20 protein-coding genes and 1 riboswitch are annotated in these 21,125 nt (G+C 70.2%); of the genes, 7 read left to right on the top strand and 13 right to left on the bottom strand.

All coding sequences use genetic code 11. The features are described 5' to 3' along the window. Nucleotides 1-40 precede the first annotated feature (40 nt). From ACIRJR_RS09125 to ACIRJR_RS09110, 4 genes are all read right to left on the bottom strand, one after another. A complete protein-coding gene (locus tag ACIRJR_RS09125; RefSeq protein ID WP_403776072.1) occupies nt 41-1,564 on the bottom strand; it encodes a glycoside hydrolase family 3 protein in 1,524 nt (507 codons plus the stop codon). A 9-nt stretch (nt 1,565-1,573) separates the two neighbouring features. Next, a complete protein-coding gene (locus tag ACIRJR_RS09120; RefSeq protein ID WP_403776069.1) occupies nt 1,574-2,446 on the bottom strand; it encodes a carbohydrate ABC transporter permease in 873 nt (290 codons plus the stop codon). Beyond that, a complete protein-coding gene (locus ACIRJR_RS09115; RefSeq protein ID WP_403776066.1) occupies nt 2,443-3,459 on the bottom strand; it encodes a carbohydrate ABC transporter permease in 1,017 nt (338 codons plus the stop codon). The genes ACIRJR_RS09120 and ACIRJR_RS09115 overlap by 4 nt, the downstream gene beginning before the upstream one ends. A 123-nt stretch (nt 3,460-3,582) precedes the next feature. Beyond that, nucleotides 3,583-4,881, bottom strand: coding sequence for a sugar ABC transporter substrate-binding protein (locus ACIRJR_RS09110; protein ID WP_403776063.1), 1,299 nt, complete (start codon nt 4,879-4,881; stop codon nt 3,583-3,585). Nucleotides 4,882-5,166: 285 nt separating this feature from the next. Between ACIRJR_RS09110 and ACIRJR_RS09105 the strand changes: the two genes are divergently transcribed. The 6 genes from ACIRJR_RS09105 to ACIRJR_RS09080 all read left to right on the top strand — a co-directional run bounded on the left by ACIRJR_RS09105 (nt 5,167) and on the right by ACIRJR_RS09080 (nt 12,389). Next, entirely contained in the window at nt 5,167-5,931 is a 765-nt protein-coding gene (locus ACIRJR_RS09105) for a GntR family transcriptional regulator (protein WP_403776450.1), read from the top strand. A gap of 286 nt (nt 5,932-6,217) precedes the next feature. Continuing rightward, nucleotides 6,218-6,385 carry a DUF3311 domain-containing protein gene (locus ACIRJR_RS09100; RefSeq protein WP_329238983.1) on the top strand — a complete coding sequence of 56 codons (168 nt, stop codon included), beginning with the start codon at nt 6,218-6,220 and terminating at the stop codon, nt 6,383-6,385. Beyond that, nucleotides 6,382-8,016, top strand: coding sequence for a monocarboxylate uptake permease MctP (gene mctP / locus ACIRJR_RS09095; protein WP_403776060.1), 1,635 nt, complete (start codon nt 6,382-6,384; stop codon nt 8,014-8,016). The genes ACIRJR_RS09100 and mctP overlap by 4 nt, the downstream gene beginning before the upstream one ends. Nucleotides 8,017-8,164: 148 nt before the next feature. Continuing rightward, entirely contained in the window at nt 8,165-8,668 is a 504-nt protein-coding gene (locus ACIRJR_RS09090) for a GNAT family N-acetyltransferase (protein ID WP_403776057.1), read from the top strand. A 39-nt stretch (nt 8,669-8,707) separates the two neighbouring features. Next, nucleotides 8,708-8,844, top strand: a riboswitch (cobalamin riboswitch). Between the two features lie 132 nt (nt 8,845-8,976). Beyond that, on the top strand, nt 8,977-11,373 hold the full coding sequence (locus ACIRJR_RS09085; protein WP_403776054.1) for a ribonucleoside-diphosphate reductase subunit alpha: 2,397 nt from the start codon (nt 8,977-8,979) through the stop codon (nt 11,371-11,373). Next, a complete protein-coding gene (locus ACIRJR_RS09080; RefSeq protein ID WP_403776051.1) occupies nt 11,373-12,389 on the top strand; it encodes a ribonucleotide-diphosphate reductase subunit beta in 1,017 nt (338 codons plus the stop codon). Before ACIRJR_RS09085 ends, ACIRJR_RS09080 begins: the two co-directional genes overlap by 1 nt. Here ACIRJR_RS09080 and ACIRJR_RS09075 read toward each other — a convergent pair. Further along, nucleotides 12,386-12,598 carry a hypothetical protein gene (locus ACIRJR_RS09075; protein WP_403776048.1) on the bottom strand — a complete coding sequence of 71 codons (213 nt, stop codon included), beginning with the start codon at nt 12,596-12,598 and terminating at the stop codon, nt 12,386-12,388. The two genes, ACIRJR_RS09080 and ACIRJR_RS09075, sit on opposite strands and share 4 nt — an antisense overlap. Before the next feature lie 81 nt (nt 12,599-12,679). Between ACIRJR_RS09075 and ACIRJR_RS09070 the strand changes: the two genes are divergently transcribed. Next, nucleotides 12,680-13,654: a GlxA family transcriptional regulator gene (locus ACIRJR_RS09070; protein ID WP_403776045.1), complete on the top strand. Its 975-nt coding sequence runs from the start codon at nt 12,680-12,682 to the stop codon at nt 13,652-13,654. A gap of 23 nt (nt 13,655-13,677) precedes the next feature. Here the strand turns inward: ACIRJR_RS09070 and ACIRJR_RS09065 are convergent, their stop codons facing one another. From ACIRJR_RS09065 to ACIRJR_RS09030, 8 genes are all read right to left on the bottom strand, one after another. Next, on the bottom strand, nt 13,678-14,415 hold the full coding sequence (locus ACIRJR_RS09065) for a D-Ala-D-Ala carboxypeptidase family metallohydrolase (RefSeq protein ID WP_403776042.1): 738 nt from the start codon (nt 14,413-14,415) through the stop codon (nt 13,678-13,680). Nucleotides 14,416-14,599: 184 nt separating this feature from the next. Then, entirely contained in the window at nt 14,600-15,238 is a 639-nt protein-coding gene (gene def, locus ACIRJR_RS09060; RefSeq protein WP_376377141.1) for a peptide deformylase, read from the bottom strand. Nucleotides 15,239-15,317: 79 nt separating this feature from the next. Then, nucleotides 15,318-16,310, bottom strand: a complete 993-nt coding sequence (locus ACIRJR_RS09055; protein WP_103516132.1) for a hypothetical protein — start codon at nt 16,308-16,310, stop codon at nt 15,318-15,320. Nucleotides 16,311-16,401: 91 nt separating this feature from the next. After that, nucleotides 16,402-17,649: an HD-GYP domain-containing protein gene (locus ACIRJR_RS09050; protein WP_403776038.1), complete on the bottom strand. Its 1,248-nt coding sequence runs from the start codon at nt 17,647-17,649 to the stop codon at nt 16,402-16,404. Continuing rightward, entirely contained in the window at nt 17,646-19,010 is a 1,365-nt protein-coding gene (locus ACIRJR_RS09045) for an HD-GYP domain-containing protein (protein ID WP_403776035.1), read from the bottom strand. Before ACIRJR_RS09045 ends, ACIRJR_RS09050 begins: the two co-directional genes overlap by 4 nt. 208 nt (nt 19,011-19,218) lie before the next feature. Beyond that, nucleotides 19,219-19,539 carry a mycothiol system anti-sigma-R factor gene (gene rsrA, locus ACIRJR_RS09040; protein WP_403776032.1) on the bottom strand — a complete coding sequence of 107 codons (321 nt, stop codon included), beginning with the start codon at nt 19,537-19,539 and terminating at the stop codon, nt 19,219-19,221. Next, nucleotides 19,536-20,192 carry a sigma-70 family RNA polymerase sigma factor gene (locus ACIRJR_RS09035; RefSeq protein WP_190174995.1) on the bottom strand — a complete coding sequence of 219 codons (657 nt, stop codon included), beginning with the start codon at nt 20,190-20,192 and terminating at the stop codon, nt 19,536-19,538. Before ACIRJR_RS09035 ends, rsrA begins: the two co-directional genes overlap by 4 nt. A 302-nt stretch (nt 20,193-20,494) precedes the next feature. Continuing rightward, nucleotides 20,495-21,112 carry an alpha/beta family hydrolase gene (locus tag ACIRJR_RS09030; RefSeq protein ID WP_403776447.1) on the bottom strand — a complete coding sequence of 206 codons (618 nt, stop codon included), beginning with the start codon at nt 21,110-21,112 and terminating at the stop codon, nt 20,495-20,497. Nucleotides 21,113-21,125: the final 13 nt, after the last annotated feature.

Genomic DNA, 21,125 nt, shown 5'->3' with positions numbered 1-21,125 from the left:
CACAGGTGGCCCGGCCCTCACGCTTCACGCCTCCGGGGGCTCAGGCACCCGTGCCCGTGATCGCCTCCGCGGCGGCGACGCCGCACACCCGGGCGGCGCCGTAGGTGGCGATGTGCGGCGCGCCCCGGGGCGGCGCCTCGGGCAGACCCATCTCGACCACGACGGTGTCGGGTCGGGCCGCCAGCACGGCGTCCAGCGCCGCGCTCATCCACGCGTGGCGGTGGACGTCACGGACGACGGCGACGATGCGCCGCTCCCCCGCCGCCCTCAGCACGTCGTCGGCCGGCGACGCGCTGCCGGCGCCGTAGGTGTCCGTCTCGGTCCCGGGCAGTATCCGCGACAGCTCGGCCGCGACGCCCCAGGGCGTCTCGGCGCCGACCGCGATGTTGGCGACCGGGGTGAACGCCGCGACGTACGGCGGCTCGGTGAGCGGCTCGGCGGTCCCCGTGACGGTCACGGCCCGGCGTGCCGCGACGAGTCCGATACCGGCTCCGGCGCCGGGCGCGGTCCCCTCCTGCATGTCCGCGCCCGGCTCCGGGGCAGCCCCCCTGACCCTCTGCGTCCAGGACGCGAGGGCCCGTACGCGTGCGGCCGCGTCCGCCAGCCGCTCCTCGGGCAGTTCACCGCTCCGTACCGCCGCCACCAGCGCGTCGCGCAGCCGCAGCACGGTCTCCTCGTCGGCCAGCCCGCCGCCGACACAGATGGCGTCGGCGCCCGCGGCGATCGCGAGGACGGATCCGCGCTCGATGCCGTACGTGCCCGCGATGGCGTCCATCTCCATGCCGTCGGTGACGATCAGCCCCTCGTAGCCCAGCTCCTCGCGCAGCAGGCCGGTGAGGATCTGCGGGCTCAGGGTCGCCGGACGCGTCGGGTCGAGTGCGGGAAGCAGGATATGTGCACTCATCACTGATTTGGAACCCGCCGCGATGGCGGCCCGGAAAGGCACCAGCTCACGGGCGTGCAGGGTGTCCAGGTCCACATCGATGCGGGGCAGCGAGTGGTGCGAGTCGACCGCGGTGTCGCCGTGCCCGGGGAAGTGCTTGGTGCAGGCGGCGACGCCGGCGGCCTGGAGCCCCTCCACGTACGCGGCGGTGTGCCGGGCCACGAGCCCGGTGTCGGCGCCGAAGGAGCGCACGCCGATGACCGGGTTGGCCGGGTTGGAGTTGACGTCCGCGGACGGCGCCCAGTTGAGGTTGACCCCGCATTCGGCCAGCCGGCGGCCGAGCTCGCGGGCGACGGCCCTGGTCAGGTCCAGGTCGTCGACGGCGCCGAGGGCGAAGTTGCCGGGGAAGGAGGAGCCGCTGCCGACCTCCAGCCGGGTGACGTCGCCGCCCTCCTCGTCGATCGCGACGAGGACGTCGTCCCGCTCGGCCCGCAGCCGGGCGGTGAGCGCGGCGAGCTGCTCGGGAGAGTGGATGTTCCGGCCGAACAGCCCGACGGAGGCCAGGCCTTCGCCGACCCTGCGCAGGAGCCAGTCGGGGGCGCTCGTGCCGGTGAAGCCCGGCTGGAGGACGGCGAGCGCGTCGCGGGTGACGGTGTCCGTGGTGGATACGAGGGTGGTCATGGGGCTGCGTTATCCCTTCACGGCGCCGGAGGTGAGCCCCGTAGCCATCTTCCCCTGGATGATCATGAAGAAGATGACGACCGGGATGGAGATGAGCGTGGACGCCGCCATCAGTGCGCCGTAGTCCGTTCCGCGCTCCGTGGTGAAGGTCATCAGCCACACGTTGAGCGTGTACTTGGAGTTGTCGTTGATCAGGATGTACGCGAAGAGGTACTCGTTCCACGCGTTGACCAGCGCGAAGATGGACGCGGCCGCGAGGCCGGGCGCCAGCAGCGGGAAGATGACCCGGCGGAAGGCCCCCATGCGGGTACAGCCGTCCACCATGGCGGACTCCTCGAGCTCCACCGGGATGTTGATGACGAACCCGCGGATCATGATGGTCGCGAACGGCAGCGTGGACACCAGGTAGACGACGATGAGTCCCCAGTACTCGTCGATGCCGCCCAGGGCGTTGAGCTGGAGGTAGATCGGGATCAGCATCGCGGTCGGCGGCAGCATCTGGACGAGGATCATGATCATCATCAGCGCCTTCCGCCCGAAGAAGCGGAAGCGTCCGATCGCGAGCGCCGCGAGGGTCGCGATGATCATCCCGCCGAGGACGGCCGTGACCGAGACGATGAGGCTCGACTGGATCGCCGTGGCGAAGTTGTCCTGCTTCACGGCGCGCGCGAAGTTGTCGAACGTCAGGGAGGACGGCCACAGCGTCTGGTCGTACGACCTGATCTCGTGGTTGGGGCGCAGCGAGCTGACGATCAGCCAGTAGACCGGGAAGGCCATGAGTGCGGCCGTGACCAGCGCCAGGACGTTGTATCCGAGGCGGTGCCGCTTGCGGTCGGGCCTCAGGACCTGGGCAGGCGCGTTCGTGGGCGTGGAGGCGCTCATTCGACCTCTCCCGTCTTGATCAGCTGGCGCAGGTAGTACACGGCGACCCCGGAGAGCATCAGGACGGTGATCAGAGCGATCGCGCTGCCCTGGCTGAAGGAGGTGGACTCGAACGCCTTCGAGAAGGAGTAGAGGCCGAGGGTCTCGTAGTCGGGCTCGGGCTTGTTGCCGCGCAGCAGCCAGATCTGGCCGAACACGTTGAAGTCCCAGATGACCGAGAGCGTGGCGACCATGATGAAGACCGGCTTGATGACCGGCCACGTCACATAGCGGTAGACGCCGAACGCGCTCGCCCCGTCGAGCGAGGCCGCCTCCTCGAGCTCCTTGGGGACCTGGGTGAGGGCCGCGTACATCGTGATCACGACGAACGGGATGGCCCCCCAGACGACCAGGAGCGTGATGATGCCGAAGCCCTGCCAGGGGTCCAGGAACCAGTTGTGGCCGAGCCACCGGTCCTCGTTCCCCGTGATGTCGGCGAGCAGGGTGTTGATCAGGCCGTAGTCGGAGTCGGAGAGCCAGCGGAAGACCGACGCGGCGACCATGAGCGGCATGGACCAGGCGGCGATCAGGGCCACCGTGAGGACGATGCGGACCCAGGCGGAGACCCGGAGCATCATCAGGGCGATCAGGAGTCCGATGCCCATGGTCAGCGCGACGCAGACGGTCATGAAGACGACGGTCCGGCCGACGACCGACCAGAACTCCGGGTCACCGAGGATGTTGGTGAACTGCTCGAAGCCGACCCACGGGGTCTCGCCGTTGCCCCAGAGGGCCGCCCGCCCCAGGTCCTGGAAGGACATGATCACGGTCTTGATCAGCGGGTAGACGTAGACGGCGGCGATCGCCAGGATCGCCGGCAGGATCAGGAAGTAGGGAAGGAGTTCCCCCTTCTTCCTCCGCCTCTTCGGGCGTGGCCCGGCGGCTTCCTGCCCGGAGGGCGAGCTCCCGGTCTTCTCCGGGACACGCGGTACGGGGACCGGTGGACCGGCGGCCTTGGTGTCGGCAGCAGTCACGTGACTGACCTTCCATCGGGACTCCAGGGGTCTCCACCCTGGAGTCACGGCGTTCTCAACCTAAGAAAGGGACGGGGGCCCGGTGTCGGCCGGGCCCCCGCCTGGAGAGCCGAAGGCTCGTGACTACTTGTTGATCAGCTCGTTGATCTTGTCGTCAGCCTTCTTGGCGGCGTCGGCCACCGAGGTGCCCTTGAGGATCTCCAGGAGCATGTTCTCCAGGACCTCCTCCTTCTCGACGGAGGTCCAGCCCGGCGCGATCGGCGTGAACCAGGCGTCCGGCACGGCGTTGGCGACGGCGGCCGTCTCCGGCTTGGACTTCAGCGGCTCGAGCTGCTTCTCGTTGTTCGGGAGGATGTTCTTGGAGGTGAGGACCTCCTGCGACTTCTCGCTGGTGAAGAGCGAGACCCACTCCTCACCCAGGTCGGCGACCTTGGACTTGGCGGTCACCGCGAGGTCCGAGCCGCCGATGAAGGACGGGAGGGCCTTGCCGTCCGGACCGGGCATGCCGGCCGTGGCGATCTTGCCCTCGAGCTTCGGGTTGCCGTTGTTGGCGCCGTCGACGACGGAGCCGGCCTCCCAGCCGTTGCCGTAGAGCAGGGCCGCCTTCTCGTTGGCCATGACGTTGGCGTGGTCCTGCTCGTCCTTGGTCTGGTCGGCCTTGTTGTACTTCTTGACCAGGTTGACGAAGTGCTCGATGCCCTTCTGGGACTCGGGAGCGGAGAGGTTGCCCTTCCACTCCTTCGTGCCCTCGTCGTACTCGGCGATCGAGCCGCCGTAGGCCGCGACGTAGGACATGGCCGCGTACCAGTAACGGCCCGGCAGGTAGAGGGACGAGAAGCGCTTGTCCTTCTTGTTGTACTCGGCCGAGACCTTGTCGAGCGCCGTGAGCAGCTCGTCCTCGGTCTGCGGGAGGGCGTCGCTGCCGGTGCCCTTCTTGAACATGTCCTTGTTGTAGATCGCGACACGGGCGCCCGCGTAGTAGGGCACGCAGAACTGCTTGCCCTCGAAGGTGCAGGTGTCCTTCAGACCCTTGATCCAGGTGTCCGAGTTGTCGTACTTCTTGGGGTCGATCTCGGCCAGGGCGCCGTTGAGGATGTACTGCATGGTCTCGGTGTTGCCGAGCTCGACGACGTCCGGGAACTTGTCGCCGCCGAGGGCCGTGTCGAGCTTCTTGGCCTTGTCCGCCCACTGCTGGTACTGGACGTCGACCTTGACCTTGGGGTACTTCTTCTTGAACTGCGCGTTGACGTCCTTGACCAGTTCCGGCCAGGTGCTCTGCGCGTCGACCATGAGCCAGACCGTCAGGCTCTCGGTACGGTCCTTCGGGTCCTTCGAGGCGTTGTCACTACTGTCCCCACCACACGCCGCGATTCCGGTCATCATCGCTGCGACGCCTACTGCCGCAATGAGCTTGCGCTTCATGCCACACCCTCCTCAGGGATACCAGCAACCCCCCGCCCACCGCGAAGACGTACGCCGGCGCTACCTGTGGGGCTGGGACCTGGTCTTTAATGGTTTAGACCAGTACCGGGAGCTTGGCCTAGACCTTTAGGGGTGTCAAGGGTGTATAAGAAGTGCACTCGCGTCCGTTATCGGACCGACACCTGAGGGAGGGCGACGAGCCGTGACCGGACCGTGCCACCATGTGAGCCGCGACAGACGGAGGAGCCGGTGACGGCAGCAACGCAGCAGTCGGGAAGGCGGGCCATGGGCGCCGACGGGGACAGAGTGACGAGCGAGACCGGTGCGGGTGCGCGTACGGCACGCGTCCCGAAGTACTACCGGCTCAAGCGCCATCTCCTCGACATGACGGGCACCATGCCGCCCGGCACCCCGGTGCCGCCCGAGCGGACCCTGGCAGCGGAGTTCGACACCTCGCGCACCACGGTGCGCCAGGCCCTCCAGGAACTGGTGGTCGAGGGCCGGCTGGAGCGCATCCAGGGCAAGGGCACCTTCGTGGCCAAGCCGAAGGTCTCCCAGGCCCTGCAACTCACCTCCTACACAGAGGACATGCGCGCCCAGGGACTGGAACCCACCTCCCAGCTGCTGGACATCGGGTACGTGACGGCGGACGACACGCTCGCCGGGCTGCTGGACATCACCACGGGCGGGCGGGTGCTGCGGATCGAGCGGCTCCGGCTCGCCAGCGGTGAGCCGATGGCCATCGAGACCACGCACCTCTCGGCCAAGCGCTTCCCCGCGCTGCGCCGTTCGCTGGTGAAGTACACCTCGCTCTACACCGCCCTGGCCGAGGTGTACGACGTCCGGCTCGCCGAGGCCGAGGAGACCATCGAGACCTCGCTCGCGACGCCGCGCGAGGCGGGGCTGCTCGGCACGGACGTGGGCCTGCCGATGCTCATGCTGTCCCGGCACTCGATCGACGGTGGCGGTGAACCGGTGGAGTGGGTGCGCTCGGTCTACCGGGGCGACCGGTACAAGTTCGTGGCCCGCCTGAAGCGTCCCACCGACTGAGACGTCTCTGGACCTCCGGCGCGCGACCGATCCCCCTGTCCCCCCAGGGGGATCAGTCATTTCGGGCGACACCGGACCGTTGCAGGACCGCAATGCGGACGGGGGGTGACGGTGACCGGGCCTCTCGCCTAGATTTCCTGCGCATTACACCAGGTGATCAGCGAGGGGACGGAGTCGCCACATGTCAGAGGAAACCGATGCGCACCCACCGACAGCAACGACAGCACCGACGGTGACACCCGCCAGGGTGGTCATCGCACTCTGCCTGATCGCCCCGTTCGTGGCGATGCTCTGGGTGAGCTCGTACGCGAAGGTCGAACCGACCTTCATCGGCATCCCGTTCTTCTACTGGTACCAGATGCTGTGGGTGCTCGTCTCGACCGCGCTGACCATGATCGCGTACAAGCTGTGGCAGCGTGACCAGCGCGCCCGCAAGGGAGGTGCGTCCGCGTGAAGGACGGCGTCAACGGCGTAGCACTCACCGTATTCATCTTCTTCTTCCTGGCCGTCACGGTCATCGGATTCATGGCCGCACGCTGGCGCAAGGCCGAGAACGAGGCGAGCCTCGACGAATGGGGCCTGGGCGGGCGGTCGTTCGGCACCTGGGTCACCTGGTTCCTGCTCGGCGGCGACCTCTACACGGCGTACACCTTCGTCGCGGTGCCCGCGGCGATCTACGCGGCGGGCGCGGCCGGCTTCTTCGCCGTCCCCTACACGATCCTCGTGTACCCGCTGATCTTCACCTTCCTGCCGCGCCTGTGGTCCGTCTCGCACAAGCACGGCTACGTCACCACCTCGGACTTCGTCCGGGGCCGCTTCGGCTCGAAGGGGCTCTCGCTGGCGGTCGCCCTCACCGGCATCCTCGCCACGATGCCGTACATCGCGCTCCAGTTGGTCGGCATCCAGGCCGTGCTGGACGTCATGGGCGTCGGCGGCGGCGAGAACACGCACTGGTTCATCAAGGACCTGCCGCTGCTGATCGCGTTCGCCGTCCTCGCCGCGTACACGTACTCCTCGGGGCTGCGCGCACCCGCGCTCATCGCGTTCGTCAAGGACGGCCTGATCTACCTGGTCATCGCGGTGGCCATCATCTACATCCCGATAAAGCTCGGCGGCTTCGACGACATCTTCGCCAAGGCGGGCGAGGCCTTCTCCGCGAAGAACGACGCCGCCGGCAAGCCCGTCGCGGGCCTCGTCCCGGGCGACATGGGCCAGTGGGGCTACGCCACGCTGGCACTCGGCTCGGCGCTGGCGCTCTTCATGTATCCCCACTCGATCACGGCGACGCTCTCCAGCCGCAGCCGTGAGGTGATCCGGCGCAACACCACGATCCTGCCGCTGTACTCGCTGATGCTCGGTCTGCTCGCCCTGCTCGGCTTCATGGCGATCGCCGCCGGGATCAAGGTCGACAACGGCCAGCTCGCGATTCCCCAGCTGTTCGAGAACATGTTCCCCGACTGGTTCGCCGGCGTGGCCTTCGCCGCGATCGGCATCGGCGCCCTCGTGCCCGCCGCGATCATGTCGATCGCCGCCGCGAACCTCTTCACCCGCAACATCTACAAGGACTTCATCAAGCCCGACGCCACCCCGGCCCAGGAGACCAAGGTCTCCAAGCTGGTCTCGCTGCTGGTGAAGGTCGGCGCGCTCGCCTTCGTCCTGACCATGGACAAGACGGTCGCGATCAACTTCCAGCTGCTGGGCGGCATCTGGATCCTCCAGACGATGCCGGCGCTGGTGGGCGGCCTGTTCACCCGGTGGTTCCACCGCTGGGCACTGATCGCGGGCTGGGCGGTCGGCATGATCTACGGCACGGTGGCCGCCTACGGCGTCGCCAGCCCGACCCAGAAGCACTTCGGCGGGTCCTCCAAGGAGATCCCGGGTATCGGCGAGATCGGCTACATCGGTCTCACCGCGTTCGTGCTGAACGTCGTCGTGGTGGTCGTGCTGACCTTCGTCCTCAACGCGGTGAAGGCCCCGGCAGGCATCGACGAGACGTCCCCGTCCGACTACACCGCGGACGTGGGCGACCCCGGCGTCCAGGAGAAGCTCCCGCCGGCCACGGTGGGCGCGCCGGGAGGTCACTGACCCACGGCGGCTCCCGAGCCCGAGGAGGCCCCGGCAGGGCGAACAGAACCCCTGCCGGGGCCTCTTCGCGCGACCGGCCCCCGACGGTCCCGGTGCCACGGCCGAATCGGGGGAGCGCCGGTCCGGCACTCTGCGGCACACTGCGCCCATGGACGTATCGATCAGACCGATCCGGGCCACGGAGCACCAGGAGCTGGGCGAGATCACCGCCCAGGCGTATCTCGGTGACGGGCTTCTCGACTTCGGCGCCGAAGATCCCTATCTGGAACAGCTCCGCGCCGTGGACCGCCGGGCGGCCGAGGCCGACGTGCTGGTCGCGGTGGGGGCCGACGGCGACGTGCTGGGCGGTGTCGCCTACGTCCCTCCCGGCAGTCCGTGGGCCGACATCGCCGGGGAGGGCGAGGCGGAGTTCCGGATGCTGGCCGTCTCACCGGCCGCCCGTGGACGGGGAGCGGGCGAGGCGCTCGTACGGGCCTGCGTCGACCGGGCGCGGGCCGCGGGAGGCCTCTCCGGGATCGTCCTGTCGACGCATCCGGCCATGCACGGCGCCCACCGGATCTACCGGCGCCTGGGCTTCGCGCGCTCCCCGGAACGGGACTGGAGCCCACTGCCCGGCCGCCCTCCACTCCTCACGTACCGTCTGGATCTCTGACCTTCGCGACACAAGATGTGGGGGCTTCTTCAATCAGCAGCCCCCACATGTATGCTCGACCTCGCTGTCGTCGCAGGGGAATCCGGTGCGAATCCGGAACTGTCCCGCAACGGTGTGATCGGTGCGCTTTTCCGCACCGCGGAGTCCGAGGACCTGTCGACAGCGCGTCCGGCTCGACCGAACCGGACGACGAGACGTCCGGGCTTCGCGGAGAGCCGGTGGACGCCGCGCACCGTGCTGCCCTCTCCGGGTGCCGTGTCCGGCTGCCCCGTATCCGCAGGCCCTGAGCCCAGCGAGGGATAGCCCCAGTGACCATCGCGCCAGCAGACCCGGTTTCAGCCGCGGAACTCGAAGGCCGCACGACCGACGCGCCCGGGACCGCACTCCTGCGGACCCTGACCGGTCTCACCGCCGATCTGCCCGACACCGACCCCGGACGGGTCGCCGCCGCCGCGCTGCGCGGCCGCAACGCGCGGTCGGACGAGGCAGAGCTGAGGTCGCTGGCCACCGAGGCCGCCGCCGGCCTGATCTCCGAGGACCCGGCCTACTCCCGGCTGGCGGCCCGGCTCCTGACTCTGGCCATCGCGGACGAGGCGGCAGGCCAGGGCGCCGTCTCCTTCTCCGCCTCGGTCGCCGTCGGACACCGCGAGGGCCTGATCGCCGACCGCACGGCCGAGTTCGTCACCCTGCACGCGGACGCGCTGGACGCCCTGGTCGACCAGGCGCTCGCCGACGGAGCGGACGACCGCTTCGGCTACTTCGGGCTGCGGACACTGCACAGCCGGTACCTGCTGCGTCACCCGCTCACCCGTGAGGTCGTCGAGACCCCGCAGCACTTCATGCTGCGTGTGGCCGCCGGGCTCGCCGAGGACACCTCCGAGCACGCCCTGGGCGAAGTCGCCGCGCTGTACGGCCTGATGAGCCGGCTCGACTACCTGCCGTCCTCCCCCACCCTGTTCAACTCCGGCACCCGGCACCCCCAGATGTCCTCCTGCTACCTGCTGGACTCGCCCAAGGACGAGCTGGACTCGATCTACGACCGCTACCACCAGGTGGCACGGCTCTCCAAGCACGCGGGCGGCATCGGTCTGTCGTACTCCCGCATCCGCGCCCGGGGTTCACTCATCCGGGGCACCAACGGGCACTCCAACGGCATCGTCCCGTTCCTGAAGACGCTGGACGCCTCGGTCGCCGCGGTCAACCAGGGCGGCCGGCGCAAGGGCGCGGCAGCCGTGTACCTGGAGACCTGGCACGCGGACATCGAGGAGTTCCTGGAGCTCCGCGACAACACCGGCGAGGACCAGCGGCGCACGCACAACCTCAACCTCGCGCACTGGATCCCGGACGAGTTCATGCGCCGCGTCGACGCGGACACCGAGTGGTCGCTGTTCTCTCCCGCCGCGGTCCCCGAGCTGGTCGACCTGTGGGGCGAGGAGTTCGACGCGGCCTACCGGGCGGCGGAGGCCAGGGGACTGGCCCGCAAGACCATGCCGGCGCGTGAGCTGTACGGCCGGATGATGCGGACGCTCGCGCAGACCGGGCAGGGCTGGATGACGTTCAAGGACGCCTCCAACCGAACGGCGAACCAGACCGCCGAGCCGGGCCGCGTGGTGCACTCCTCGAACCTGTGCACGGAGATCCTGGAGGTCACCGACGACGGCGAGACGGCCGTCTGCAACCTGGGTTCGGTCAACCTGGGCGCCTTCGTCGAAGGCGGCTCGATCGACTGGGAGCGGCTGGACGCCACCGTGCGCACCGCCGTGACCTTCCTGGACCGGGTCGTCGACATCAACTTCTACCCCACCGAGCAGGCCGGGCGCTCCAACGCCCGCTGGCGGCCGGTGGGCCTGGGCGCCATGGGCCTCCAGGACGTCTTCTTCCAGCTGCGCCTGCCCTTCGACTCCCCGGAGGCCCGCGCGCTCTCCACGAAGATCTCCGAGCGGATCATGCTCGCCGCCTACGAGGCGTCCTGCGGCCTCGCGGAGAGGTCCGGCCCGCTGCCCGCCTGGTCCGAGACCCGGGCCGCCCGTGGTGTGCTGCACCCCGACCACTACGACACCGAGCTGAACTGGCCGGAGCGCTGGGACGCCCTGCGCGCCAGGGTCGCGAAGAGCGGGATGCGCAACTCACTGCTGCTCGCCATCGCGCCGACGGCGACGATCGCCTCGATCGCCGGGGTGTACGAGTGCATCGAGCCGCAGGTCTCCAACCTCTTCAAGCGCGAGACGCTCAGCGGCGAGTTTCTCCAGGTCAACGGCTATCTCGTGGCGGAACTGAAGAGGCTCGGCGTCTGGGACGCCCGCACCCGTGAGGCACTGCGCGAGGCGAGCGGCTCCGTCCAGGGCTTCGCCTGGATCCCCGATGACGTGCGGGCGCTGTACCGCACGGCGTGGGAGATCCCGCAGCGCGGCCTGATCGACATGGCGGCGGCCCGTACGCCGTTCCTCGACCAGAGCCAGTCGCTCAACCTGTTCCTGGAGACGCCGACGATCGGCAAGCTCTCCTCGATGTACGCGTACGCCTGGAAGCAGGGGCTGAAGACGACGTACTACCTGCGTTCGCGCCCGGCGACCCGGATCGCCCGCGCGGCGTCGGGCAAGGCCGCCGCCTCCGCCCCCATTCCCGTACAGCAGGCTTCGGCGCCCGACGCGGACGCGATCGCCTGTTCCCTCGAAAACCCCGAGTCCTGCGAGGCCTGCCAGTGATGAGCTCCGACAACGCCAAGAACCTGCTCGACCCGGGCTTCGAACTGACCCTGCGCCCCATGCGCTACCCGGACTTCTACGAGCGCTACCGGGACGCGATCAAGAACACCTGGACGGTGGAGGAGGTCGATCTCCACTCCGACGTCGCCGACCTCGCCAAGCTCTCCCCCGGTGAGCAGCACATGATCGGCCGGCTGGTCGCCTTCTTCGCCACGGGCGACTCGATCGTCTCCAACAACCTGGTGCTGACGCTCTACAAGCACATCAACTCGCCCGAGGCGCGGCTGTACCTGTCGCGTCAGCTGTTCGAGGAGGCCGTGCACGTCCAGTTCTATCTGACGCTGCTCGACACCTATCTGCCCGACCCGGAGGACCGCGCGGCGGCCTTCGACGCGGTCGAGGAGATCCCCTCGATCCGCGAGAAGGCGCAGTTCTGCTTCCGCTGGATGGACTCGGTCGAGAAGATCGAACGCCTGGAGACGAAGGCCGACCGCCGCCGCTTCCTGCTCAACCTGATCTGCTTCGCCGCGTGCATCGAAGGACTGTTCTTCTACGGCGCGTTCGCCTACGTCTACTGGTTCCGCTCGCGCGGTCTGCTGCACGGTCTGGCCACCGGTACCAACTGGGTGTTCCGTGACGAGACGATGCACATGAACTTCGCCTTCGAGGTCGTGGACACCGTCCGCAAGGAGGAGCCGGAGCTCTTCGACGACGAGCTCCAGCAGCAGGTCACCGACATGCTGAAGGAGGCCGTCGAGGCGGAGCTGCAGTTCGGCCGGGACCTGTGCGGTGAGGGGCTGCCCGGCATGAACACCGAGTCGATGCGCCAGTACCTGGAGTGCGTCGCCGACCAGCGGCTCACCCGGCTCGGTTTCCCGGCGCTCTACGGTTCGGAGAACCCCTTCTCGTTCATGGAGCTCCAGGGGGTGCAGGAGCTGACGAACTTCTTCGAGCGGCGGCCCTCCGCGTACCAGGTGGCGGTGGAGGGGTCCGTCGGCTTCGACGACGACTTCTAGACCCTCGCCCAGGACCTCACGTGGGGGCGCCGTGCGGCCGTGACCGGCCGCGCGGCGCCCGCCGTCTCGGGGGATCGCACCTCCCCGCCCCGTTGCGCCTCTCTCAGCGCGCGGTCGATCCGGCGCTCCCTTGCGAGCCCGGCCAGCGCGGGAAGCAGGACGAGGGTGAAAAGTGCGGCTATGGACAGGTAGCTCATGAATGTGTTCATGGCTCCACTGTCGCCCCTCCGAAGCAATCAGAGCAGTGGCAGGACTGTCGCACAGCATCGAATTACTGCCACACTGGCGTCATGCTGAACAATGTCGCCGTCCTGGTGCTCGACGATGTCCACCCCTTCGAACTCGGGGTGCTGTGCGAGGTGTTCGGACTCGACCGCTCCGAGGACGGCCTGCCGGTGCAGGACTTCGCGGTGGTCTCGGCAGAGGGGCGGGCCCTGCGCACCCACGCCGGATTCACGATCAGCACCCCGTACGGACTGGACCGCCTGGCGGAGGCGGACCTCGTCGCCGTGCCGGCCGGCAGCAGCTTCACGGACAGGGAGTACCCCGAGGAGGTCCTCGAAGCCCTGCGCCAGACCGTGGCGCGCGGCGCGCGGGTGCTGAGCGTCTGCTCCGGGGCGTTCGTCCTCGGTGCCGCCGGACTCCTGGACGGCCGCCGCTGCACCACCCACTGGCGGCACTCGGGGACACTCTCCCGGCGCTACCCGAAGGCCGTCGTGGAGCCTGACGTGCTCTACGTCGACGACGGTCCGGTCATCACCTCCGCCGGCACGGCCGCGGGGATCGACGCGGCCCTCCACCTGGTCCGCCAGGCGCACGGGCCCGCCGTCGCGAACGCGATCGCCCGCCGCATGGTCGTCCCCCCGCACAGGGACGGCGGCCAGGCGCAGTACGTGGAGCGTCCACTGCCCCGCACCCGGTGCGACACGGTCGGCGGCACCCTGGCCTGGATGGAGCGCCATCTCGACCAGGAGATGACCGTCGAGCAACTGGCGGAACGGGCCCACATGTCGCCGCGCACCTTCGCCCGCCGCTTCCAGCAGGAGACGGGCACCACGCCCTACCGCTGGCTGCTCCGTCAGCGCGTACTGCTGGCCCAGCACCTGCTGGAGACGTCGGACGAGACCGTGGACATGGTGGCGGGACGGACCGGCTTCGGGAACGCGGCGGCACTGCGCCACCAGTTCGTACGGTCCCTGGGCACGACCCCGAACGCGTACCGCCGCACCTTCCGGGGGCCCTCCGGCCTGACCGAGGTGGCCTGAGAGGAGAGCCCCCGGAGCGGGCGTCAGATACCGCAGCCGGAGGCCGACCAGAAGTGGCTCGGTCCCTGGTTCACGTGGATGTGATCGCTGTGGCCGGCGTAGCCCGGGCCGAGGATGCCGTTGAAGCCGTGGTTGCGGGCCTGCTTGGCGATGGTGCACAGCGAGTGCGGCCCGGCGCCGAGGTCTACGGCGTCGCCGTACAGATGGCGGCTGTTCGTCGCTCCGCCGACCGCCGAGTTGCAGGAGGTGGAGCGGAAGCCGCTGGTGACACGGATGGGCTGGTCACCCAGAGCGTGGCGCAGTGCCTGCAGCTTCCACATGCTGCTCAGCGCGTTGGCCTTGGCCGTGCCGGCGGCTACGGCTCCGCCCGCCCAGGTGCTGTTGCACGTGTTGAGTTCGGGATAGGTGAAGTTGACGGGGGTGCAGTCGTCGTCCTGCAGCGCGTAGAGCTTGGCCTGCGTGGCCGGTCCGGCGATCCCGTCGGCGGCGAGGCCGTACGCGGACTGGAAGCGCTTGACCGCGGCCGTGGTGGCGGGGCCGTACGAGCCGTCGATGGCCAGGACCGAGTTGTATCCGGGATATCCCGCCACCCGGATCTGGAGTTGGGTGACGTCGTTACCGGTGGCGCCGGACGACAGGGTGCGGGTCCAGGTGAAACAGCCGTCGGCCTGCGCGGTGCCGGCCGTGACGACGGCTCCGCCGATGGCGAAAGACATGGTCATGACAAGGCCGAGCAGCAGATGTGCGGTACGTCTGAGCATGGGGATCTCCCTGCACGGTGAGGCGTAGAGGTGAGCGTGGGGACGAGCCTGGCGGACGGGTCGACGCGCGTCAACCACGCGCCGGAGAACACCCGCCGACGAGATCCCTCCGGCCACCCCCACCGGGCACGACCGGGGCATGGGAAAGGGCCCCGCCTTCGGCAGGGCCCTTCTTCGTGCACGCTCAGTCGTTGGGGACGACCTCGTAGCGCGGGGTGCCCTCGGCCATCTGCTTCAGCGCGTCCTTGCGGTCCCGCTTCGAGAGGCGGTCGATGTACAGGTAGCCGTACAGGTGGTCCGTCTCGTGCTGGAGGCAGCGCGCGAAGTAGCCGCTGCCCCGCACCTTCACCGCGTTGCCACGGGCGTCCTGCCCGCGCACGACCGCGTAGTCGGGACGCGCGAGCGCGGCGTACGCCGTCGGCACGGAGAGGCAGCCCTCGTTGGAGTCGTCGAGGTTGCGCTGCTCCGGCGCGAGGTCCTCCAGCACCGGGTTGCAGATGGCTCCGACGTGCCGCACCCCGTCGTCGTCCGGGCAGTCGTAGACGAAGACCTTGCGGTCCACACCGATCTGGTTGGCGGCCAGGCCCACGCCCTCCGCCGTCCGCTGGCTCGCGAACATGTCGTCGATCAGCTGCGCGAGCTCGTCGTCGAACTCGGTGACGTCACTGCACTCCTTGTGCAGGACCGGGTTGCCGACCACCGTGATCGGGCGGGAGGTGCCGCGCTCGCGGTGCGCCGCCTCGCGCGCCTCGCAGTCCTCGGTGTCCACGAGGAATCCCTCGTCGTCCACACCCGCCTGCTGGTCAGTCTCCTGCTGCGACATGTCCGCCGTACGCCTTCCTGCGACCTGAACCCGTGAGTACCGCACCCGCATCGGTGCCCGTACAGCCTACGGGCACCGGTCAGCAGACTTCTTCCAGATCCCGCCACTCACGGCTGTCCGGGCTGTCCGCGACCCAGCCGTCCAGCAACCCGCGCACCAGACCGGCGGGGGCCGCTATGCCGCACTCGCGCTCCGGCACCCACAGGTCGCCGGCGGTGCGGTGCCCGAGGGGGCCCGGGTGGCCCGGCTCGCTGTGGTCGTGCGGATCCTGGTGCTCTCCGTCGCCCTCGTCGCTCTCCATCCGGCTCTCCGAGCACGCGCGGCAGAGCAGCCGCACCGAGGACGACCAGTCCTCGGCGGCGAAACCGGCATCCGAGGCGAGCTGCTCCAGCGCGTCCCGGTCGTCCTCCGTGGCGGCCTCCAGCAGCACCACCCAGGTGGGGACGGGAGAGGGCGCCCACAGCTCGATCTCGTCGAAGACCGGGTAGGACGGGCCGGCGGCCGTGACCCGCTCGCCGTTCGGAACCCCGTCGTGCAGGACGACCTCGCCCCAGCGCCGCCCCGAGGACGGCAGCGGGATCGACAGCACCTCCATCCGTGCCGGATCGAGCCTGCGTCCCCACACGACCTCGGCCTCGCCCTCGGGCGAGAGCCGCACGGCCGCGCTGCCCAGCTCCATGCCCGTGGGCTCGCTGTTGGCCGCGGCGTTGTGCTGCCCGGTGCCCGGCACCTTCAGTCCGTACGCCTGCCAGGCCCGGCGCGCCAGCGGCCAGTCCTGGAGCGCGGTGGCCGCGATCCCGACGTTCCACCAGTCCGGGGCCCCGGACTCACGGTCGAGCAGGGCGACCGCCCGCAGACCCGCGGCCCTCGCCTGCTCCCAGTCGTGCCGGAACTTGTGCAGCAGCGCCAGATTGAACCAGGACTCGGAGAGCCAGGGCTCCAGGTCCGCCGCGCGCGTCAGCAGCGCCCCCGCGTCCTCGTACCGGCCGTCGCCGATCAGCGTGAACGCGCGGTCCGTGGCCTGCCGCCAAGAGGCGGACGGCCTATGCCGTACCTTCCCGAAGATCCTCACGATTCCCGCCTGTCCCGACTGGACACCCTCGTTTTCCGCTCTCCTTCGCATCCAACCATGCCCGGCCGGACGCCCGCTCATTACCCATGGGTTACCCAGCCCCGGCCGGGGCCGGGCCGCCCCGCCCCAGGACTCTGGCCAGCGCCTCCACCACCTGTGGCTGGTAGTCGCGGCCGGTGCCGAGCCTGAGCTGCTCCAGAGCCCCCAGGGGCCCCTTGACGCCTTCCCCGCACAGGTCGTCGTACGCGTTGACCGCGCGGACGATCCTGGCGGCGGTCTGCTGATCCCGGTACGGATCGGCCTGCTGCTCCACCACCCGGGCGACCGCGGGGTCCACGCCGGTCTGACGGACCACCGCTCCCCCCAGCAGCGCGATCCTGCGCTGCTCCGCGGCCGGGAGGACGGCGGTCGCCCCGTCGGCCACCGGGTCGACGAGCGAGAGCTGGCCGATGTCGTGCATCAGCGCCGCGTACTCCAGCACGGTCAGCTCGGGACCCGCCAGCCCCAGCTCCCGCCCGACGGCCGTCGAGAGGTCGGCGACCCTGCGGGCGTGCCCGTGCGGGGTGTAGCCCGCGATCTCCGTGGACCGGGCCAGCGACGCGATGGTCTGCCGGTAGGTCGTGTGGACCGCGGCGTACCGGCGGAACGACACCTGGGTGAGCAGCAGCGGCACGCACAGGACGGGCAGCGCCCACAGTCCCGCGACGGCGACCCCGAGCGCCATGACCGCGCCGGTCGCGCAGACGGCCGAGCCGATGCCGCTGAGCGCGCGGAGCTCGTCACGGAGCTGCGGGCCGTACGGGCGGGCCGTGCCGGCCGCCAGCGCCGCGAGGACGGCGTCGCACAGCGCGGTGAGCATCAGCAGGACGAGCAGGAAGAGTGCGAAGTACGGCCCTTCGCCGAACCAGCGTTCCGACCGGCCCGAATGATGCAGCGGCTGGAAGCACAGGGCGGCGAAGGCCACGGCCAGGATGCGGCGCGCCGCCTGGTCGGGCCCGGGGCCGCTGCCGCGCGCCATGTGCGGCACGGAGGCCAGCAGCTGCGCCGCGACGACGACGGTGACCACCTGGAGGACGCCGTGCGTCGTGTCCTGCCCGGCGCTGTGCCCCAGCAGTGCGTACGCGAGTGCTCCGGCCGCCCCCAGGGGCGCGGGTTCGCGCTCACCGGGCAGGGCCCCCCAGCGGGCCAGCTCACCGACGGCGACCAGGATCCCGAAGGCGAGGGCGTGGCCGGGCTCGACGACTCCGTTCCACAGGGTGTGCCCCAGCGCGACGGCCGCGAGGACCAGCGCGGCGCAGCGGACCGCGAGGGCGGCCGGAGACGGACGGCCCGGGGTCACCGGGGCTGTCCCGGCCGGCGGTCCGCGTTACCCGCGGCGGGTGGCCGGGTCGCCGCCCGCTGGCGTGGCAGCCCGGCCGGCTCCTCGTCCGAGGTGACCGTGTTGGCCGCGGCGGACCAGCCGTGGCGGTCCAGGGCACGCGCCAGCGCCAGCACCATCCGCGGGTCGAACTGGCTCCCCGCGCAGCGCCTCAGCTCCTCCACGGCCGCGGGGACGGGCCGCCCGCGGCGGTAGGAGCGCGTGGACGTCATCGCGTCGAAGGCGTCCGCCACGGCGACGACCCGGGCGAATTCGGGGATCCTGTCGCCGGCGAGGCCGTACGGGTAGCCGCTGCCGTCGAGCCGTTCGTGGTGGTGCAGGATCGCGGCGCGTGCCTCGTCCAGGAAGCCGATGCCCCGGACGATCTCGTGGCCGTACTCCGGGTGCAGCTCGATGACACGGCGCTCTTCGGGGGTGAGCGGCCCGTCCTTGCGCAGGACCCGTGTCGGGACGCCGAGCTTTCCGATGTCGTGCAGGATGCCGGCGAAGCGGAGCGCCTCCGTACGGCTCTCCTCCATGCCGAGTTCACGGGCGATCAGCTCCGAGGCGTGTCCCACCCGCTCGCTGTGCCCGCGGGTGTATCCGTCCTTGATGTCGACCGCCTGGACGAGCGCCCTGATGGTCGCGCGGTGGGCGGCGTGCCGGCGGTGGTACTGCCCGAACACCCAGCAGGAGATGTACATCGGCAGCAGGACGACCAGCGCGGCCGGCGGCCCGTAGGAGCTTCGCCACAGGACGGCCATCATCAGCCCCGCGAGCGCGTGCACCAGGTGCGGTCCCACGGAGCGGGACAGCAGCCCGCGCCAGGCGTGCCGCACGGCCACCCGCTCGGCCGTGACGAGGATGCCGCCGTCCAGCGCGGCCAGTACGAGGCTGAAGACGAGCGCCGTCACGCAGACCGGGAGGAGGGCGTAGGGGAGGTCGGGAACGCTGCCGCCCGAAGGGCCCCCGAGTGTGGCCGGGCCGCCCAGGAGCGCGTACGTCCACGAGGCCGCCCCCACGGTCAGGGCGAGCTGGGCGGCCCGCCAGACGCGGCGGGCCGCGACGGGCGGCCGGTCCACACGGCCCGCGAGGGCGCCGGGCACGGCGACGAGAACGGCGGCGGACGGCGGCAGGAGGAACGCGGCGGCGAGCAGCAGCGGGAAGAACGATCCGGCGCTGACCGGCACGGCGCTGCCGAAGGCGCGGCGGCGGCCGGGCAGTTCGCAGACGAGGTGGAGCGCGGCCAGGAGGCCGAGCGTGCCCCACGGGGTGGCGGCCCCCGGTGAGAGTGCGGGAAGCGCGCAGAGTGCGGCGCAGACCGCCGCGCACAGGATGTGCAAGCGCGCCGCCCCCGGTGTGCCCCTGCCTCTCACCCGAACCGCCCGCCCCCAGCCTGGTCAATGGAGGCGCCAGGCTAGCGAGCGGGAGGTCGGCCGGGGTCCGAACAGGCCTGATTAGCACATTCGGGTGACACGGCAGGGGTTCAGCGGCACGGCCCAGGGGGTCGGTTCCCCCTGAGCGGCCCGTCACCCGGACGGGTGAAAACCGTCACTCGGCGGTGGCGGCCGGACGGTCTGCGCCGCCCAGGGCCACGTCCTGCTCGGGCACGGACTGCCCCGAACGGATCAGGTCGATCCGTCCCATCACCTTCGAGCGCAGGTCGGCGGGGACGTCGTCCTGTCCGCAGCAGCGCTTGACCAGCTTCTTCACGGCCTGCTCGAGGCCGTACTTCTCGAGGCACGGGGAGCACTCCTCGAAGTGCACCTCGAACTTGGTGCAGTCACCCTCGGGCATCTCGTGGTCGAGGAACTCGTAGAGATGATCGAGAACCTCTGAGCAGTCCGTCTCGTGCGGCTCTCCACAGCTCATGAGGCCGAGCCTTTCCTGTCGTCCGACTCACCGGCTCCGGCCGGGACGAGCCCGCGCTCACGCGCGTAGTCCTCCAGCATGCCGCGCAGCTGACGGCGCCCCCGGTGCAGCCGGGACATCACCGTACCGATGGGTGTCCCCATGATGTCCGCGATCTCCTTGTAGGCAAAGCCCTCTACGTCGGCGAGATACACGGCGATGCGGAACTCTTCGGGGATCGACTGCAGAGCGGACTTCACATCGGAGTCCGGCAGGTGGTCGAGCGCCTGGGACTCGGCCGAGCGCAGACCCGTCGACATGTGCGACTCCGCACGTGCCAGCTGCCAGTCCTCGATCTCCTCTGCCGCGCTCCGCTGGGGTTCGCGCTGCTTCTTGCGGTACGAGTTGATGAAGGTGTTGGTGAGGATGCGGTACATCCACGCCTTGAGGTTCGTCCCCTCACGGAACTGGTGGAAGGAGCCGTACGCCTTCGCGTACGTCTCCTGGACCAGGTCCTCGGCGTCCGCGGGGTTGCGCGTCATGCGCAGCGCGGCCGAGTACATCTGGTCGAGATACCCGAGGGCGTCCCGCTCGAAGCGCGCGTTGCGCTCGGCGGTCGTCTCCTCCGCACGGCCGTCGTCGGTCCCTGTGTCGGTCCCAGTGACCGGACCCACCTCCTCCAACGATGTGGCGGACCCGAAACCGGACCCGCTCGCCTCGGAGAATAGTCGACCTTGCTTCCGCTCGGGCTGTCGATCGGCTCCGCCCGGGGCGCGCGCCGGAGTGCTCTTGGCCGCGTGAAGCACCGTCCACTCCAGCTCTGCGGCGTTCGAGCGGCTCGGGCAGATGGTCGAACCCATGCGACGGACTCCCTCTCCACGTACGACGTTGTTGTACCGACATCCCCCACAACAGCCACCCCGCACGGCGCATTCCCGGGGCCTGCGGGGCGTCCGGGGTGAGAGGGGGCGCGTGGTCAGGAGAGCGCGTCCAGCCATCCGGCCACCGCGCCCGTGAGGGCCTCCAACGCCTGATCCTGGGTCAGCGGCGCCTTCTTCGGCACGGCGAATCCGTGATCCGCGTACGGCACCCCGACAAGTCCGTGCTCTCCCGGGGGGAACTCCTCCGGGCGCCCGAACGGGTCGCGGCCTCCCTGGACCACGAGGGTGGGCACGCCCGTGCCGAGCAGTTCGTCCGCACGGGACTTCTCCGGCCTGCCCGGAGGGTGGAGGGGGAAGCCCAGGGCGAGGACGGCACGGGCGCCCAGCTCCGCCGCCGTGCGGCAGGCCACCCGGGCCCCCGCACTGCGTCCCCCGGCGACGACGGGCAGGCCGGGCACGGTCAGCGCCGGCCACAGTCCGCGCCAGCCGGTGTCCAGGGTCCTGGGCGCCGGTGCGAGCTTCTTGCCGGCCACCCGCCAGGGCTGCTCGACGAGGGCCACGGTCACCCTGTGGCGCGGCAGCACCGCGGCCAGCGCCTGGAGGTCCCGGGCCTCGATGCCGCCTCCGGCACCGTGGCCGACGGCGAGCACCAGGCGGGCCCTCGCCGCGGGGATCCAGGTGATCCTGGCCTCCCCGGCGTCCGTGGCGGCCATCTCGGTCTTCGGC

The sequence above is a fragment of the Streptomyces sp. NPDC102402 genome (genome assembly GCF_044765765.1).
Taxonomy (GTDB): Bacteria; Actinomycetota; Actinomycetes; order Streptomycetales; family Streptomycetaceae; genus Streptomyces.
This window is presented reverse-complemented; position numbering and strand designations above follow the sequence as displayed.